This window comes from Thermoanaerobacterium thermosulfurigenes, from assembly GCF_051201035.1.
GTDB classification, from domain to species: Bacteria; Bacillota; Thermoanaerobacteria; order Thermoanaerobacterales; family Thermoanaerobacteraceae; genus Thermoanaerobacterium; species Thermoanaerobacterium thermosulfurigenes.
The window spans coordinates 90,888-107,516 of record NZ_JBPODR010000004.1 but is presented as its reverse complement, the minus strand read 5'-3'; the positions used below and the strand labels follow the sequence as shown (position 1 = coordinate 107,516).

The 16,629-nt window shown below is 37.1% G+C and carries 17 protein-coding genes; 14 read left to right on the top strand and 3 right to left on the bottom strand.

Annotated features, from left to right (window positions below; genetic code table 11):
• Together HNR52_RS02480 and HNR52_RS02475 are read left to right on the top strand one after the other, a co-directional pair.
• Nucleotides 1-621 (top strand): DedA family protein, encoded by a 621-nt coding sequence (locus tag HNR52_RS02480; RefSeq protein ID WP_041592127.1) that lies wholly within the window; start codon nucleotides 1-3, stop codon nucleotides 619-621.
• The gene (locus HNR52_RS02475; RefSeq protein ID WP_435619609.1) at nucleotides 594-1,706 is read left to right on the top strand and encodes a GNAT family N-acetyltransferase; all 1,113 of its coding nucleotides are present in this window, start codon (nucleotides 594-596) and stop codon (nucleotides 1,704-1,706) included. The genes HNR52_RS02480 and HNR52_RS02475 overlap by 28 nt, the downstream gene beginning before the upstream one ends.
• Before the next feature lie 38 nt (nucleotides 1,707-1,744).
• Here HNR52_RS02475 and HNR52_RS02470 read toward each other — a convergent pair whose 3' ends face one another.
• Together HNR52_RS02470 and HNR52_RS02465 are read right to left on the bottom strand one after the other, a co-directional pair.
• Nucleotides 1,745-2,479, bottom strand: a complete 735-nt coding sequence (locus tag HNR52_RS02470) for a DUF881 domain-containing protein (RefSeq protein WP_013788807.1) — start codon at nucleotides 2,477-2,479, stop codon at nucleotides 1,745-1,747.
• Nucleotides 2,480-2,629: 150 nt separating this feature from the next.
• Complete coding sequence (locus tag HNR52_RS02465; protein WP_435619608.1) at nucleotides 2,630-3,157, bottom strand: hypothetical protein; 528 nt, start codon at nucleotides 3,155-3,157, stop codon at nucleotides 2,630-2,632.
• Between the two features lie 183 nt (nucleotides 3,158-3,340).
• Here HNR52_RS02465 and HNR52_RS02460 point away from each other — a divergent pair, with 183 nt between their 5' ends.
• The 4 genes from HNR52_RS02460 (at nucleotide 3,341) to HNR52_RS02445 (ending at nucleotide 6,997) form a co-directional block, all read left to right on the top strand.
• Nucleotides 3,341-4,276 carry an L-lactate dehydrogenase gene (locus tag HNR52_RS02460; RefSeq protein WP_435619607.1) on the top strand — a complete coding sequence of 312 codons (936 nt, stop codon included), beginning with the start codon at nucleotides 3,341-3,343 and terminating at the stop codon, nucleotides 4,274-4,276.
• A gap of 95 nt (nucleotides 4,277-4,371) precedes the next feature.
• Nucleotides 4,372-4,833, top strand: coding sequence for a hypothetical protein (locus HNR52_RS02455; protein ID WP_013788804.1), 462 nt, complete (start codon nucleotides 4,372-4,374; stop codon nucleotides 4,831-4,833).
• Nucleotides 4,830-5,906: an FAD-dependent oxidoreductase gene (locus HNR52_RS02450; protein ID WP_435619606.1), complete on the top strand. Its 1,077-nt coding sequence runs from the start codon at nucleotides 4,830-4,832 to the stop codon at nucleotides 5,904-5,906. Before HNR52_RS02455 ends, HNR52_RS02450 begins: the two co-directional genes overlap by 4 nt.
• Nucleotides 5,907-5,941: 35 nt before the next feature.
• Complete coding sequence (locus HNR52_RS02445) at nucleotides 5,942-6,997, top strand: NAD(P)/FAD-dependent oxidoreductase (RefSeq protein ID WP_013788802.1); 1,056 nt, start codon at nucleotides 5,942-5,944, stop codon at nucleotides 6,995-6,997.
• A 37-nt stretch (nucleotides 6,998-7,034) separates the two neighbouring features.
• Here the strand turns inward: HNR52_RS02445 and HNR52_RS02440 are convergent, their stop codons facing one another.
• Nucleotides 7,035-7,463 (bottom strand): PPC domain-containing DNA-binding protein, encoded by a 429-nt coding sequence (locus tag HNR52_RS02440; RefSeq protein ID WP_013788801.1) that lies wholly within the window; start codon nucleotides 7,461-7,463, stop codon nucleotides 7,035-7,037.
• 129 nt (nucleotides 7,464-7,592) lie between these two features.
• On the opposite strand from HNR52_RS02440, the gene HNR52_RS02435 reads away from it, so the two are divergent.
• From HNR52_RS02435 to HNR52_RS02400, 8 genes are all read left to right on the top strand, one after another.
• The gene (locus HNR52_RS02435) at nucleotides 7,593-7,961 is read left to right on the top strand and encodes a LysM peptidoglycan-binding domain-containing protein (RefSeq protein WP_435619605.1); all 369 of its coding nucleotides are present in this window, start codon (nucleotides 7,593-7,595) and stop codon (nucleotides 7,959-7,961) included.
• A 134-nt stretch (nucleotides 7,962-8,095) separates the two neighbouring features.
• On the top strand, nucleotides 8,096-9,496 hold the full coding sequence (gene uxaC, locus HNR52_RS02430) for a glucuronate isomerase (RefSeq protein WP_435619604.1): 1,401 nt from the start codon (nucleotides 8,096-8,098) through the stop codon (nucleotides 9,494-9,496).
• A gap of 31 nt (nucleotides 9,497-9,527) precedes the next feature.
• Nucleotides 9,528-10,529, top strand: a complete 1,002-nt coding sequence (locus tag HNR52_RS02425) for a LacI family DNA-binding transcriptional regulator (protein WP_435619603.1) — start codon at nucleotides 9,528-9,530, stop codon at nucleotides 10,527-10,529.
• 40 nt (nucleotides 10,530-10,569) lie between these two features.
• Nucleotides 10,570-11,718 carry a glycoside hydrolase family 88/105 protein gene (locus tag HNR52_RS02420; RefSeq protein WP_435619602.1) on the top strand — a complete coding sequence of 383 codons (1,149 nt, stop codon included), beginning with the start codon at nucleotides 10,570-10,572 and terminating at the stop codon, nucleotides 11,716-11,718.
• Nucleotides 11,719-11,807: 89 nt separating this feature from the next.
• The gene (locus tag HNR52_RS02415; protein WP_013788796.1) at nucleotides 11,808-13,151 is read left to right on the top strand and encodes an ABC transporter substrate-binding protein; all 1,344 of its coding nucleotides are present in this window, start codon (nucleotides 11,808-11,810) and stop codon (nucleotides 13,149-13,151) included.
• 94 nt (nucleotides 13,152-13,245) lie between these two features.
• Complete coding sequence (locus HNR52_RS02410; RefSeq protein ID WP_435619601.1) at nucleotides 13,246-14,127, top strand: carbohydrate ABC transporter permease; 882 nt, start codon at nucleotides 13,246-13,248, stop codon at nucleotides 14,125-14,127.
• Entirely contained in the window at nucleotides 14,127-15,032 is a 906-nt protein-coding gene (locus HNR52_RS02405) for a carbohydrate ABC transporter permease (protein WP_435619600.1), read from the top strand. The genes HNR52_RS02410 and HNR52_RS02405 overlap by 1 nt, the downstream gene beginning before the upstream one ends.
• Before the next feature lie 24 nt (nucleotides 15,033-15,056).
• Nucleotides 15,057-16,616 carry a glycoside hydrolase family 28 protein gene (locus tag HNR52_RS02400; RefSeq protein WP_435619599.1) on the top strand — a complete coding sequence of 520 codons (1,560 nt, stop codon included), beginning with the start codon at nucleotides 15,057-15,059 and terminating at the stop codon, nucleotides 16,614-16,616.
• The last annotated feature ends 13 nt before the right edge of the window (nucleotides 16,617-16,629 follow it).

Here is a 16,629-nt window from a genome sequence, read left to right as displayed (position 1 = left end):
ATGGAGAACACTAATATCTTATACAGCTTAATAATAGATTACGGTTACTTGGCATTGTTTCTGTCATTGTTGGTTGAAGGCACTGGGATGCCGGGACCTGTGGAGATACTTTTTCTTGCGGCGGGTTACCTTATATCAAGAGGACAGATGAGCTTTTTGGCTGTAGTTTTGATTGCAGCATTAGGGAATGTGTCAGGTAATGTATTAGCGTACATAATAGGTGCCAAATCAGGCAGGACTTTTGTAGAAAAGTATGGCCATTTTTTAAAGATAACTGTTAAAGACTTAGAAGGTATGGATCGGTGGTTTTCGAAGTATGGTGGTGTTACTAACCTTTTAGGGCGCCTCATAGGGCTGCCAAGGACGCCTGCTATCTGGGCTTCAGGCATAACAAGGATGGATTTCAAGTCGTTTTTTGTGTTTTCTGCCATTGGCGATCTTTTATGGTCACTTTTTTGGACGTCTGTTTCGTATTTAGTGTCGATGCAGATTTTGAAGATAGATTTAATCGGCAGGACGTACCCATGGTGGAGTTATTTGTTAATGCTTGTAGGCTTTATCCTATTTATGTACGTCGTTTGGAGGATATTTTTATGGATGAAAGAAAGATACTTGACATAGAGATAAAGATAGTGAGGGACGTAAAGACTCTTTTAAGCATCAAGGATATATGGCATCAACTGGAGGAGAATTCTAAGGTGTACCCTTTCAACACTTTTGAATGGGTCGTGAATTGGTGGAAGTATTTTGGCGGCGGCAAAAAACTGTGGATTCTTTTGGTGGTTGGCGATCAAGGCCCTATTGGAATAGCTCCTTTTATGATTACATTTGGTGAGATGGGACTTCCTATAAAGAGGATAAAATTCATAGGCTCTAATAACAGCGATTACCTTGACTTTATAGTGAAATACGGATATGAAGATATTTTTTATCGTTCACTTATAAAGTATCTGGAGTCTGCGATAGATAGATTTACGGTATTAGACTTGGAGCACCTTCCAGAAAGCAGCGGCATATATCCGTATATAATGGATAGCTGGCTTTACTACGATTACGATATTCAAGATGTATGCCCATATATAAAGTTGCCGGCAACGTGGGATGAATACTTAAGCACTCTTGACGGCAAATTTAGAAGAAATATAAAGTATGAGATCAAGAGATTTTTCACAAAGTGCGATGGAAGTTTTATGAGCGTCGCAGATGAAAATGATATAGACGATTCAATGGATAGACTAATAGAGCTGCATCAGGCAAGGTGGAGAAAAAGACATATGCCGGGTGCATTTTATTCTAAAAGGGTTAGGGATTTTCATAAGGCTTTGGCATTTGACTTTTTCAATAGGGGTATTTTAAGCTTGTTTGAATTAAAAGACGGCGATAAAATCGTAGCGAGCTTATTAAGTTACCATGTAGGTGGAAAAAGGTATTACTACATAAGTGGATATGATTTGGATTACAGCAGATTAAGCGTTGGTGCTGTAACATTAGGTTTATCGATAAAGCGCTCAATAGAAGTCGGAGATGAAGTCTACGACTTTTTAAGAGGAGACGAAAAGTACAAAGAAGATTGGACTAAGGATAAAAAGAGGAACATGAGGCTTGTTGCTTCATACCCTTCTGTTGCAGGCAGGTTTTACCTTTACTATATCATCGCTGAAAATAAAATAATAAACAAGATAAAAGATAGGTTCAGTCATGACTGAACCTATCTTAATAAAATGTATTAAGGTAAGAGGCAAAGTTAATTTGTCGCTTTAGCGTATTTTAAGCTTATGGGATCTGTGTAGGCAGGGACTACGATGTTTTTAGATGTCTGTATGTCCACTTTTATCCCATAGTATTTAAGAGTGTCTACAATGCCACCTTTAAGGTTTAGTGAAGCTTCTAATGTGTCAGGATTTCCAATTGCTTTTATGACGTATGGAGGGGCATATCTTGTAGAATTTATGTTGATGGTAGGTCCTACACACCTTATTTCAGATGTAGCTATAAGCCTTTGGTCATTTATAGATATGGCTTCAGCACCACCTGCTTTTAGCTCGTTTACTACTTTTATCAGGTCTTCATCGTGTACCAAAAACATATTTGGATCTTCTCCATCTTTTGGCTGAAGGTCGCTGTCGTTTAAAGTGACTATGACTCCTGGACCTGTCATGGCAGTAAAACCTGCAAGCTCTTTATACTTTTCTACATCTTGTGACAGAGCATTTAGAGTCGCTTCGTATTTTGAAGATGAGCTGTTTAATTCATCAAGCTTTTGATTAAGATCTGCCACTTGCTGCTTTAAGGCATTTCTTTCGTCAGTCATGTTTTGCAGTTCGCTGCTTAGCTCATCAACATTTACGCTGCTTCCGCGAGATGTATCTGCTGCAGTCTTTACACTGCCTTGTATTGTCTTAAATTCCATTGATATCATAAAGCCCATCATTAAAAACACCATGACAAAAGAAACAACCTGAAAAACCTTACCCTTCATTTTTTCATCCTCCCCATGGGCTGATACATCAATTTATGAAAACTTCATTTTCATTCTATATATAATAATATCACGTATAAAGATAAAATTTATTAAAAAAATATTAATATTGTGTAACACATCGGTAACAAAAATTTATTTTTATGAAAATTATTGCTTTTGTTCGTTTAACTTATTTTCTTCAGTCGTATTTTTTAAAGCCAATATCTCCTCTAAATCTTTGTTGTACTTGTCGATTTTAAGCATAGTGCTTTTGTATGCCAATATGTCTTCTTCGTTTTTCTGTATGCATTTTATCAAAGATTTTTTCACGCTATCAAAGAGAGTGTCGTAGCTCATATAGTCGTGAATGTCTAAATCCTCTATTTTTTCTGTCACCAACTGGTCATTTTCTACTTTATAAAGGTAAAAGCTTCCGTCTGATTTTAAGATTATTTTTTCGTCTATGCCTCTATCGTAGATTATGATTCCTTCCCCGGTGGTGAATGTTTTGCCGCTGTAGCTTCTTAATGTTACATTTTCATTAGCTATGTATTTTTTTAATGTCAGCAGTATTTCTTTTACCTCTCTAATGGATTTGCTTAATACTTCCTGCATCTTTTTGCTGGCTTCCTCTTTGTCTTTTTCGCTTTCTGTAAGTCTTTCCATCAATTTTTTTATCTCATCTATATCGCTCATTTAAACTCAATCCTTTCACAAAGCATTCATATACTTACTTCTAATATTCCACTTGTGTTTATTTTTAAACCAATAATATTTCAAAGCAATAAGGACAAAATAAGATTAAAATTTAGACAATTTCACCAAAACTATGTTATAATATTATTAAGAGAAAATACATATTATTTAGGAGGCGATTTCATGAGTAAGGTAGCGATAATAGGATCTGGTTTCGTCGGTGCAACATCGGCATTTACGTTGGCATTAAGTGGGACTGTAACAGATATCGTATTGGTAGATTTGAATAAGGACAAGGCTATAGGTGATGCACTGGACATAAGCCACGGCATACCGCTAATACAACCAGTAAATGTGTATGCTGGCGACTACAAAGATGTGGAAGGGGCAGATGTAATAGTTGTGACAGCAGGTGCTGCTCAAAAACCGGGAGAGACGCGGCTTGACCTGGTGAAGAAAAATACTGCTATATTTAAGTCTATGATACCTGAGCTTTTAAAGCACAATGACAAGGCTATATATTTGATTGTGACAAATCCTGTAGATATACTTACGTACGTTACATACAAGATTTCTGGACTTCCATGGGGTAGAGTTTTCGGTTCTGGCACTGTTCTTGATAGCTCGAGGTTTAGGTATCTATTAAGTAAGCACTGCAATATAGATCCAAGAAATGTCCACGGAAGGATAATCGGTGAGCATGGAGATAGCGAGTTTGCGGCATGGAGCATAACAAACATATCTGGAATATCATTTAATGAATACTGCAGCATATGTGGTCGCGTTTGCAATACGAATTTTAGGAAAGAAGTAGAAGATGAGGTCGTAAACGCTGCTTACAAGATAATAGACAAAAAAGGTGCTACATACTATGCTGTCGCAGTTGCAGTGAGAAGGATTGTTGAGTGCATCTTAAGAGATGAAAATTCCATCCTCACAGTATCATCTCCATTAAATGGACAGTACGGCGTGAAAGATGTTTCATTAAGCTTGCCGTCTATCGTAGGCAGGAATGGTGTCGCAAGGATTTTGGACTTGCCTTTATCTGACGAAGAAGTGGAGAAGTTTAGGCATTCGGCAAATGTCATGGCAGATGTCATAAAGCAATTGGATATATGATTAAATATTTTTTGAGGCTTCACATATATGTGGTGAGGCCTCTTTTTATGTATATAAGGGATGCAATATGGAAAATCTAATAACGGTGATGCAAAATGCAGAATATGAGCCCACAGGAGATAATATCGAGTACCTTTAAAAAGGCTAAAAATTACGAAAATGTGATACACAAAAAGGCAAAAGATTACGGCAAAAACATACCAGATAGTCAAGTTAAAGGAGTATTAAAGCAGATAGAGATTACTGCTTTAAACCATGTGGACAAGATAGTCGCTGCTGAAAAGACGATGCGGATAGATTCCCTTGTGAAGAAAAATATGTCTTATGATATGATGGACGCTTTGCAAGATATAGAGAAGGATCTAATAAATCAGCAAATGTTTTACAACGAGAATCTCATAAGCATAACTAATCCATACGTAAGGCAGATATTCACCCAGATGAGGGATGATGAGATGCGATTTATCACTATCATACAGCAGAACATAGAATCGTTAAAGTCAAAGCCGACTGAGCCCAACAGCATAGTATATACGACGCCGAGGGAAAATAAATGAAAGTAGCTATTATAGGTGCAGGTTCAGCAGGCTTAACTGCAGCCATAAGGCTTGAATCTTATGGGATAAAGCCTGATATATTTGAGAGAAAATCGAAAGTCGGCGATGCTTTTAACCATGTAGCAGGACTTTTAAATGTCATAAATAGGCCAATAAACGATCCTTTGGAATACTTAAAGAATAACTTTGATGTAGCTATTGCACCGCTTAACAACATAGACAAGATTGTAATGCACGGGCCAAATGTCACTCGCACTATTAAAGGCAGAAGGCTGGGATACTTTATGCTGAAAGGGCAAGGAGAATTGTCTGTAGAAAGTCAGCTATACAAGAATTTAAAGACGAATGTCAACTTTAATGTCCATGCAGACTACAAGAATCTAAAGGAAGTTTATGATTATGTCATTGTAGCGACTGGAAATCATCAGATACCAAATGAATTAGGATGTTGGCAGACGCTGGTTGATACAAGGCTTAAAATAGCTGAGGTAATCGGTAAATTCGATCCAAATGCACTTATAATGTGGATGAACACAGTCTACTGCAAAAGCGGTTATGTATACCTTGCACCTTTTGACGATAAAAGGGCAGTTTTAGCACTCATAGTTCCTTACATCACAAAGGAAGAAATAGACAAATACTGGGAGATGTTTTTAAAAATAGAGAAGATTAGTTATGATGTGGTAAGCGTGTACGACTATGAACACATATCAGGCAATGCATTTCCACATACATATGAAAACATGTACTTTGTGGGAAACGCAGGAGGCGCCATTGAGCCATTCTTGGGTTTTGGTCAATTTGCATCAATTTTAGGTGGCGCATTAGCAGCAAAAAGCATTGCAACAGGCTGTAACTTTGAAAATGAAATGGCGTATCTTTCAAATGCAAATTTGAAGCTTTTAGAGTTCAGGAAAGCCATTGACACTGTAGATAACGATAAGATAGACAGGCTTATAAAGTTTTTGACAACGCCACTCATAAAGCAGCTTATTTACGATACAAATTTTAACATAGTAAAGTATTCTTCATTCATAATACGATACGCCGTCAATGAATTATTTAAGTTTTGATGTTGATAAAAACTACATGAAAGGAATTTTATGCTATGAAGGTTGCCATAATAGGAGCGGGAATATCAGGACTTGCATGTGCTCATGAGCTTGAAAGGCTTGGAATAACGTGTGTGATTTTTGAGAGAAAAAATGCTATAGGGACGATTCAGCCTAACATCGGTTCATTTTTAAACATGGAAGATAGGCCGATTAAAGATCCTGTCTATTACTTTAGGCGTACTTATGGCATATCATTGACGCCTGTTGAGAAGATGACAAAAATCATCATGCATTCTCCAATGTACACTTCAGCAGTAAAAGGAAATCATGGATATTTCGTCTTAAGAAGCAAAGATGCGGATTCACTTGACAATCAGTTGGCGATGGGAGTAAAGTCAAAGATAAACTTTAATGCAGACCCTGATTACAAAGAGCTATCAAGAGAATTTGACTTTGTAGTTGTAGCTACTGGAAATTCCGGGATACTGGAGAATCTTACAGAGTGGAGGACTACTGTTACGACGTGGATAAAAGGTGCCACAATCTTAGGAAATTTTGAACCACATACGGCAGAGATGTGGTTTAACATTGATTACGCAAGATCTGGGTACGGATACATCATGCCCTTTGATAAAACCAAAGCATCTTTAGGACTTATAACAACCTATGCACAGCACGGCGAGATAGACAGTTTATGGCAGCTTTTTCTAAAAACCGAGAAATTTAGTTATGAGATGGTGGAAACCTATGAATTGGAACTTAACGCAGGTATTGCTAAAGAGCACAAAATCGACAATGTATATTTCGTTGGAAATGCCGCTGGATTTTTAGATCCACTTTTAGGGCTTGGAGCATTTCACGCTTTAGAAAGCGGCATTTACGCTGCAAGATCAATTGCAACAGGCGAAGACTATGAAAAAATGGTCAAAACTATAACTGATAAGGTACAAATGCTTTCAGATTACAGAGATAAACTGGATAAATTCAGTAACAGCGATTATGACAGGATGGTTAAGATATTAGGCATGCCGCTTATTAGGCATATAGTGTATAACACAAATATAGACGTGATAAAATACGGACACACGATGCTAAAGTTTATAAAGTAAAAGCTTAAAAGGCGTTAAAAACCTTTTAAGCTTTTTTTCATAGATTCCAAAGAGATAATCCGGTGTAGTCATCATCGACTCTTTCTAAGTTGTTTTCGCCATAGTCTACGATGACAAATTCAGCAGCAAATATTTTTGTGCCTTCCATGAGATGACCGCCAAAGGCATTTCCGTTTTCGTCAGCAAGAATTATATGTACGTGTGGAAACGGCTTGCCATCTTTTAAGGATATATTTCCTATGGCACTCAGTATTTCCATGTGCTCATTTTTCTCGATAAATTTGTATTCCTTTGTAGATTGGTTAAAGTAGCCGAACCGGGCCTTTTTTACTGCACCTATAATCCTTATCTCGCCAGATCTTATATTCTCATTTGTTATGAAAGTCGTTATCTCCTGCAAAAGATCGTTATCGTACTTAAACCTGCCCATAAACCTTCTTTTCACATCTATATTAATATGACCCATACAAAAACCTCCTCGATTGTATTTATGTGAGCGTTTTTATTGTATCAATTCTTATACATATTATACCACAGCGTATTCTGAAAAAATATGTCAACGGGCTTTTTTGTGAATATAATGGTAAAAAATTAAATGAAAGGTTGTGTTACAATGCCATATTGTCCATCGGGAAGGTATTACACTGTAGAGCCAGGGGATACGTTGTGGCTCATATCTCAGAAAATCAATAGGCCTGTAGACGACATTATAAGAGTGAACCCTGGAATAGATCCAAATAGATTGATGGTAGGACAAGTAATATGTTTGCCGCCAATAATACCTTATGGCAAAACGACAGAATGTCCAACAGGTATATATTGGGAAGTAGCACCTGGTGATACGCTTTATAAAGTTGCAAAAACCGTAGGAACTACTGTCGATAAGATTATTGAATTAAACCCGTATATAGATCCAAATAACCTTGTGGTAGGACAGGTGATATGCTTGCCTTCACCTGGATAAAATTACCCTGTTAAAAGCAGGGTAATTTAAAGCAAAAAAATTTTTAACATTAACTTGACAATCTCCGTTGGCAGTAATATAATTAAATTAAACAAATGTTAACGTGAACAAAATTTCGTGGGAGAGCTGATTTTATGAAGAATTTTATGGATGACGATTTTCTGTTAAACAACGAAGTTGCTGTTAAACTATTTCATGAATATGCATCAAAGATGCCTATATTTGATTTTCACTGTCATTTGAATCCTAAAGATATTTACGAAGACAAGAAATTCAAAAACATCACGGAAGTTTGGCTATATGGTGATCACTATAAGTGGAGGCTTATGAGAAGCAATGGCGTCGATGAGAAGTACATTACAGGCGATGCTGATGATTACAGCAAATTTTTAGAGTTTGCAAAGACTATGCCTATGGCTATTGGCAATCCTGTTTTTCATTGGACACATTTGGAGCTTCAAAGGTACTTTGGTGTTAATGAGCTTCTAAATGAGAAAACAGCTCCAATGATATGGGAAAAAGTCAATTCAGTATTAAGTAGCAGCGAATTCAGCGTCAGAAACATCATTAAGAAGTCAAACGTAAAGATACTGTGCACAACAGATGATCCTACAGATAGCCTTGAGTATCACAAGCTTTTGAGGGATGATGAAAGCTTTGGTGTAAAGGTTTTGCCTGCATTTAGACCAGACAAAGGTATAAATATTGAAAGAGACGATTTTAGAGATTGGGTCAAAAAGTTTGGAGAAGTAAGTGGGAAGACTATTGAAGATTACGAAGATTACTTAGATGCCTTAAATTCAAGAATAGAGTACTTTGACAGCTTAGGCTGCAGATTGTCAGATCACGCCCTTGACTTTGTGTTTTATGAGGAAAGCACAAAGGGCAAAGTGGATGAAATATTCAAGAAAGCTTTAGAAGGCGAAGAACTTTCTGAATTTGAAATTGACCAATACAAGACAAGTGTTCTTCAGTTTTTGGCAAGAAAGTATAAGGAATTAGGATGGGCTATGCAGCTTCACATTGCAGCTTTAAGAAACACAAATACCAGGATGTTTAGAAAGTTAGGGCCTGATACTGGATATGATGCAATAAATGATGTAGATATAGCACAAAAACTGGCGAAGCTTTTAGATTCATTAGATTTAACTGGCTCATTGCCGAAGACTATATTGTACACGCTAAACCCCAAAGATAACTATGTTTTAGCTACAATTATGGGGTGTTTCCAAGGTGAAGGGATTCCAGGCAAAATGCAATTTGGCTCTGCATGGTGGTTCAATGACAACATCGACGGAATGAGAGAGCAGATGAAGACGCTGGCAAATGTAGGGCTTTTAAGCAAATTTGTTGGAATGGTTACAGATTCAAGGAGTTTTCTTTCGTATCCAAGGCACGAATACTTCAGAAGGATACTGTGCAATTTGATTGGCGAATGGGTAGATAGAGGCGAGGTGCCTTACGATATAGACTTATTAGGAAAGATAGTTCAGGACATATCCTACAATAATGCAGTCAATTATTTTGGAGTATAGTCTTCTATAATGAATGTGGAAGGTGTTTGAGATGAGCGTTACAATAAAGGATATAGCAAAACTTGCAAATGTATCACATACTACAGTTTCCAGAGCTTTAAACGACAGTCCGCAGATAAAAGAGGAGACGAAAGAGAAGATAAAAGAAATCGCAAAAAAGCTTAATTACGTGCCTAATTACAACGCTAAAAGTCTTGTTCTCAATAAATCATATAATATCGGTTTGTTCTTTTCTACAATCTTCAAAGGAACATCTCCCAGTTTCTTCTATGAGACTGTAAGGGGTGTAAACAGTGCAATCAAAAAAAATTACAATCTCATCATAAGAGGGATAGACGAGTACAAGGACTACTCGTCTATCGAGAAAAACCGTTTTGACGGAATCGTACTTACAAGCCAAAGCGAAAGCGATAATGAATTTATGTACTACGTCATGAGAAAAGGTATACCACTGGTTGTCCTAAATAGGGAAGTCAACGAAAAATCTGTCGTAAATATACTAAGTGAAGAAAAGACGGGAGCTTACAATGCAGTGAAGTACCTGATTGAAAATGGACATAGGGATATAGCCATAATTGAAGGCAAAGAAGGCTTCAAATCGACTGTGGATAGAAAAGACGGATTTTTGAAGGCACTTATTGAAAGCAAGATTTTGATAAACAATGATTACATCGTAAGCGGGGAGTACGACATAGAAAGTGGCTACAGTGCCATGAACAAGCTTTTGAAGCTAAAGAAAAAACCGACAGCCGTATTTTGTTCAAATGATGACATGGCTGTAGGTGCTATAAAGGCTATATATGAAAAAGGTCTTAAAGTTCCTGATGACATTTCAGTAGTGGGCTTTGATGACAGTGAATTTTGCAGGTATTATATACCTGCTCTTACAACAGTGAGAAAGCCTATAAAAGATGTTAGCCAAAAAGGTGCAGAAATATTGATGAACATGATTGAAAATGACGAAAACAGCGGAGAAAAGATATACGTACCTACAAAGTTAAAGATAAGAGATTCTGTAATGGCAATAAAATAATTTTTGCATAAATCCAGTTAACGTGTGCAAAGCAGTTTAAATGAAAAGCTTTAATCGAAAATTGTCGCTGGAAATTGAAAAATCATTTGGAGGATTGAAAGCTTTGAACAAAGTTGAGAAATTTATAGATGGCTACATTAAAGATTACAAAAGCTACAAGCCATCGTGGAATTACGAAGATGGATGTGTACTAAAAGGCGCACTTGATCTGTACAGTGCAACAGATGATGAAAAGTATAAAGCATTTGTATTGAAATACCTCGATGAATTTATAGAAAAAGACGGAGAGATAAAAGGCTACAACATGGAAAATCATCATTTAGACGATATAAATTCGGGCAAAGTGCTATTTGATGTTTATAAAATGACAGGTGATGATAAGTACAAGAAAGCCATAGAGACGATTTTTACTCAAGTTAAGACACAACCAAGGACAAACGAAGGAAATTTCTGGCACAAAGATATATATCCATATCAAGTATGGCTCGATGGATTGTATATGGTGATGCCTTTCTACATTAAATACATCAAAAATTTTGGCAACATTAATGACTTATCTGATATTGTGAATCAGTTTGTTAATGTGAGAAAGCATATGTATGACACCCAAAAAAAGCTTTACTACCATGGGTACGACGAAAGCAGAAAAGAAGCCTGGGCAGATAAAAAAACTGGTGTATCCCCGAATTTTTGGGGAAGAGCTGAAGGCTGGTTTGTCATGGCCCTTGTTGATGTGCTGGAAGAGATGGACGAGAGAATGAAGCCTGAAAAAGATGCCATTATTAAGATATTTAATGAAGCAATAGATGGACTTTTAATTTACCAAGATGAAGAAAAAGGCATGTGGTACCAAGTTTTAGATAAGAAAAATGAGAGAGGAAATTATCAGGAGACATCTGCCACGCTGATGATTTCATACAGCATACTTAAAGGTGTAAGATTAAATCTTTTGCCACAAAAATATAAAGAGCATGGGGTAAAGGCATTTGAAGGTACAGTCAATAAATACCTTGTAGAAGATGAAGGGAAATTGATGCTTGGAGGTATATGTTCTGTTGCGGGATTAGGCAATACTCCATACAGAGATGGAAGTTACGACTACTATATATCAGAAAAGGTTGTTTATGACGATCCTAAAGGCGTAGGAGCATTAATGATGGCATACAGTGAAATAATTAAAATACAATAAATTATGCATTTGAAAGGGGTGATAAAGGGAGGTCAAATTCAACATCTTTGTACATGCAAAAATAAAAAAATTTTTAAGGAGGATCATCTATGAAAAAACTAGTAGCATTAGCACTTGCGGCAGCTCTAGGTATTTCCACATTACTTACAGGATGTGGCTCATCAAACAATTCAACGAGCCAGAAAAATACAAATAGCAGTACAAAGACATCCGAAAGTCAGCCAGCAAAACAAGTAACGCTGAGATTTTCATGGTGGGGCGATGACACAAGGCATCAGGCAACATTAAATGCTATAAAGCTCTTTGAGCAGAAATACCCAAATATAAAGATACAAGCAGAATATGCTGGTTGGGATGGATACCTTGACAAACAGACAACACAAATGGCAGGTGGCACTGCTGCAGACATAATGCAGATAAACTGGAACTGGTTGCCACTATTTTCTAAAGACGGTAATGGTTTTTACGATTTAAACAAGCTGTCAAGCGAACTGGGATTAGACAATTATTCTAAAGATATTTTGGCTACAGGAACTGTTAACGGTAAACTGAATGGCATACCAGTAGCTATGACTGGAAGAGTGCTGTACGTAAATAAGACGATGTACGACAAATACGGTGCAACGATACCTAAAACATGGGATGACCTTATTAATGATGCTTCAAAGTTCCCGAAAGGCAGTTACCCAATCGTAACAGGTTCTTATGATTCTTGGCTTTTATCTATGACTTACGCAGAGCAGGAGACAGGAAAACCATTCCTCACAACAGATGGCAAGCTTAATTTCACTCAAGACGATATAAAGACAGCATTATCGTTCTACAAGACTTTATTAGACAAAAAAGTTACTACTCCAATTCAGTCAATAGCTGCAGAAGGCGGCAATGGGCTTGCACCAATAGCACAGCTTCCAAGCTTCTTAAATGGCAAATTTGCAGGCTTGTTTGAATGGACAAGTGCAATATCAAAAGAAGCAACTCCAATAAAGCAAAACAACATGGAACTTGTGACAGCAGGACTTCCTATGAATTCTGATGCTAAGACATCAGCGGCTATATTAAAGCCATCAATGCTTTTTGCCATCAATAAAGACTGCAAATATCCAAAAGAAGCAGCTACATTCTTGAATTTCATCTTGAATGATCCACAAGGCGTAGAAGCAATGGGTACCAGCAGAGGAATACCTGTAAGTAAATCCGCTGTAGATACACTTAAAAAGGACGGAAAAATATCAGGATTAGAGTATGAAGGTTTGCAGATATTGGAGTCAAATCCAGGTTTGCCATTAAGCCCATATCTGGAAGATCCAAAGCTTCAACAAGTATATGATCAGACTATAGACAAGATTTCATACAACCAAGAAACGGTTGATCAAGCCGCAAAAGAGATGTATACAAATCTTCAGAATGTGCTAAGTCAAATAACAAAATAAAACACTGTGGTCAATTTGTGGAACTACAGAGAGAAAACTGTAGTTCCACGCATTTAATTAATTGCATCCACTTTGTATTGATAGGAGGGTTCTGATGGAAAACAGGCGCATAGGGCTTTTATATATACTGCCGTGGCTTATTGGACTTTTGATATTTACCATATATCCGTTTGTGACATCTTTAATATTGAGTTTTACAAATTACAATATTATTAATGCACCGCAATTTATTGGTATTCAAAATTACGTCAATATGTTTCATGACAGCACATTCTGGACGTCATTTACTGCAACACTGGAGTATGTTGTAATTACAGTACCGCTAAAGCTTATATTCTCGCTTTTTATAGCTTTTATCTTGAATTACAAGCTAAGAGGAATAAATTTTTACCGTACAGCGTATTATGTCCCATCGATTCTCGGCGGAAATATTGCTATAGCTGTTTTGTGGAAGTTTGTATTTGCAAATACAGGGCTTGTAAATCAGGTTTTGGGGGTATTTGGCATAAAACCAGTAGGTTGGTTTTCCACAGGTTTAGGAGCAATATTCACCATAAGCGCTTTAAGAGTATGGGAATTTGGCTCTACCATGGTTATTTTCTTGGCAGGTTTAAAAGACATACCGCAAGAGCTTTATGAGGCAGCTGCAGTTGACGGTGCAGGCAAGATCAAAACATTCTTTAAAGTCACCATACCGCTTTTGACACCTATAATATTTTTCAACTTGGTAATGCAGCTAATACAAGCTTTCCAAGAATTCAACGGACCTTACATGATAACGCAAGGTGGTCCTTTGTATAAGACGTATCTTTTGCCAATGATGATTTACGACAATTCATTTAAGTTCTTCAATATGGGATATGGCAGCGCTATATCATGGTTCCTCTTCATAATAATAATGATATTTACAATGTTCGTATTTTCATCGTCGAAGTACTGGGTGTTTTATTCAGATGAAGGAGGAGGCGAGTCATAATGAACAATGAGACAGCATTCAACAATGTAAACCTTAGGATGGATAAGGGGTATAGAAAGAGAGAGTTTAGGAGGAAAGTTAACTTAGCTGTGAGATATGCGATACTGACAATTGGCGCAATTATAATGCTGTACCCCATTGTCTGGCTTGTAGGAGCGTCATTTAAGACCAACAGCGAAATCTTTTCGTCAATAAGCTTCATACCAAAAAGGATAGATTTTACGCCGTATATAAAAGGATGGATAACAGGCACTCAGTACACATTTGCAACGTACTACTTGAATACTTTTAAGTACGTCATTCCTAAAGTGGTGTTTACAGTAATTTCATCTGTATTGACAGCATATGGTTTTTCGAGGTTTGATTTTCCGTTTAAAAAGCCTTTGTTTGCGATACTGATTTCAACGATGTTTTTGCCACAGATCGTTTTAAGGATACCCCTTTATCTGTTTTGGAAGCAATTGCATCTGCTGGATACATTTATTCCGCTGTACGCCAATGACATATTTGCAGCAGAAGCGTTTTTCGTGTTCATGATTATACAGTTTATGAGGGGAATACCAAAGGAGCTTGATGAAGCCGCCAAAATCGACGGATGCAATTCATTTACCATATTGACGAGGATATTGCTGCCGGTGATAACGCCAGCCATTGTGTCTGTAACCATATTTCAATTTATGTGGTCTATGAATGACTTCATGGGACCTCTTATCTATATCTCGACTGTCAGCAAGTACCCTGTCTCAATAGCTTTAAAGATGGCTATGGATGCTACGTCAGGCAACTTTGAATGGAACAAGATAATCGCAATGTCGGTTATAGCTCTTATACCTTCAATCGTAGTATTTTTCTCGGCTCAAAAGTACTTTGTTGAAGGTATATCTACAAGCGGATTAAAAGGATGATTCTTTAAAGAAAGAGTGATTCGATTGGAAGAATTAAAAGTAATATCAACTACATCTACCACAATTTCATTTGAATTGAAAAGTTCAAAGCCTTATTATTTAGAGAAAAAGTATCAGTTGTACGTTAATTCAGATTATATGGGCGATGTCGATAGGAGTGTGTGGACGGTAAAAAATTTACAGCCGAGCGGACAGTATGAAATTACACTAAAGAATGAAAAAACAGGAGAAAGATTAACTGTATTCCAACAGACAAAACCAGAGACAGCGTATATTAATGTAAAGGACTTTGGTGCTGTTGGTGACGGAAAGCGTCTTGATACTTTTTCTATACAAGCAGCCATAATGGCGTGTCCTGATGGAGGAAGGGTGTATTTTCCTGAAGGTGTTTACTTGATATACCCGATTTTTTTAAAAAGCAATATAACTATAGAATTAGGTAAAGGTGCTGTGTTATTAGGAGCAAAAGAGAGGGAAATGTACCCTATCCTTCCAGGGGAGATAGATAGCCAAGAATTTAAAAATGGCTATTTGGGATCTTGGGAAGGCGAAACAAATAATATGTTTGCAAGCCTCATAACTGGCATTTCTGTGGAAAATGTTAATGTAATAGGCGATGGTATTATAGACGGCAATTCCAGTTTTGATACATGGTGGTACGACGCAAAGGTTAAGAGAATCGCATGGAGACCGAGAACAGTTTATTTAAACAAGTGCAAAAACGTATTGATAGAAGGCATCACAATAAAGAATTCGCCGTCGTGGACGATACATCCTTTGATGTCACAAAACCTTAAATTTGTGAATTTGAACATTGAAAATCCGAAAGATGCACCAAATACTGATGGTCTCGATCCTGAGTCATGTAAAGATGTTCTCATTGTAGGCACCAGATTTTCCGTTGGTGATGACTGCATTGCCATAAAATCAGGAAAGTTGTCTGTAAGCCAAAAGCTTCCTATGCCATCGGAAAATCTTATCATAAGAAACTGTCTTATGGAATACGGTCACGGTGCTGTCGTAATAGGAAGCGAGATGTCAGGCGGTGTAAAAAATGTCCATGTAGAGAATTGTATATTTAGAAAGACTGACCGTGGCATACGCATAAAGACCAGAAGAGGCAGAGGTAAGACTGGAGTCATCGATGAGATACACGCTTCCAATATTAGAATGGAAGGAGTTTTGACGCCTTTTACAATAAATAGCTTTTATTTTTGCGATGCTGATGGCAATACTGAATACGTGTGGAGCAAGGAAAAGCTTCCTGTAGATGACAGGACGCCGTATGTCGGCAATATTTATTTAAAAGACATAACATGCATTGATACTCAGGTTGCAGCAGGATACATGTACGGGCTTCCTGAGAGAAAAATTGAAAGAGTAGATATGGAGAATATTTATGTAAACTTTGACTCGAATGCGAAGCCTGATTATCCTGAGATGCTTAGCTTTGTAGAAGAAATGTGTAGAAATGGATTTTACTTAAACAATATTAAAAAGTTGAAATTAAAAAATGTAATAGTAGAAAATGCGGCGACAGAGCCTTTTATAAAGTTAAATATCGATGAAGAATATGTAGAGTAAATATCAAAGAAAA

Coding starts and splice junctions, on each gene's coding strand:
- HNR52_RS02480 (WP_041592127.1), top strand. CDS start 1: ATGGAGAACACTAATATCTTATACAGCTTAATAATAGATTACGGTTAC.
- HNR52_RS02475 (WP_435619609.1), top strand. CDS start 594: ATGGATGAAAGAAAGATACTTGACATAGAGATAAAGATAGTGAGGGAC.
- HNR52_RS02470 (WP_013788807.1), bottom strand. CDS start 2,479: ATGAAGGGTAAGGTTTTTCAGGTTGTTTCTTTTGTCATGGTGTTTTTA.
- HNR52_RS02465 (WP_435619608.1), bottom strand. CDS start 3,157: ATGAGCGATATAGATGAGATAAAAAAATTGATGGAAAGACTTACAGAA.
- HNR52_RS02460 (WP_435619607.1), top strand. CDS start 3,341: ATGAGTAAGGTAGCGATAATAGGATCTGGTTTCGTCGGTGCAACATCG.
- HNR52_RS02455 (WP_013788804.1), top strand. CDS start 4,372: ATGCAGAATATGAGCCCACAGGAGATAATATCGAGTACCTTTAAAAAG.
- HNR52_RS02450 (WP_435619606.1), top strand. CDS start 4,830: ATGAAAGTAGCTATTATAGGTGCAGGTTCAGCAGGCTTAACTGCAGCC.
- HNR52_RS02445 (WP_013788802.1), top strand. CDS start 5,942: ATGAAGGTTGCCATAATAGGAGCGGGAATATCAGGACTTGCATGTGCT.
- HNR52_RS02440 (WP_013788801.1), bottom strand. CDS start 7,463: ATGGGTCATATTAATATAGATGTGAAAAGAAGGTTTATGGGCAGGTTT.
- HNR52_RS02435 (WP_435619605.1), top strand. CDS start 7,593: ATGAAAGGTTGTGTTACAATGCCATATTGTCCATCGGGAAGGTATTAC.
- uxaC (WP_435619604.1), top strand. CDS start 8,096: ATGAAGAATTTTATGGATGACGATTTTCTGTTAAACAACGAAGTTGCT.
- HNR52_RS02425 (WP_435619603.1), top strand. CDS start 9,528: ATGAGCGTTACAATAAAGGATATAGCAAAACTTGCAAATGTATCACAT.
- HNR52_RS02420 (WP_435619602.1), top strand. CDS start 10,570: ATGAAAAGCTTTAATCGAAAATTGTCGCTGGAAATTGAAAAATCATTT.
- HNR52_RS02415 (WP_013788796.1), top strand. CDS start 11,808: ATGAAAAAACTAGTAGCATTAGCACTTGCGGCAGCTCTAGGTATTTCC.
- HNR52_RS02410 (WP_435619601.1), top strand. CDS start 13,246: ATGGAAAACAGGCGCATAGGGCTTTTATATATACTGCCGTGGCTTATT.
- HNR52_RS02405 (WP_435619600.1), top strand. CDS start 14,127: ATGAACAATGAGACAGCATTCAACAATGTAAACCTTAGGATGGATAAG.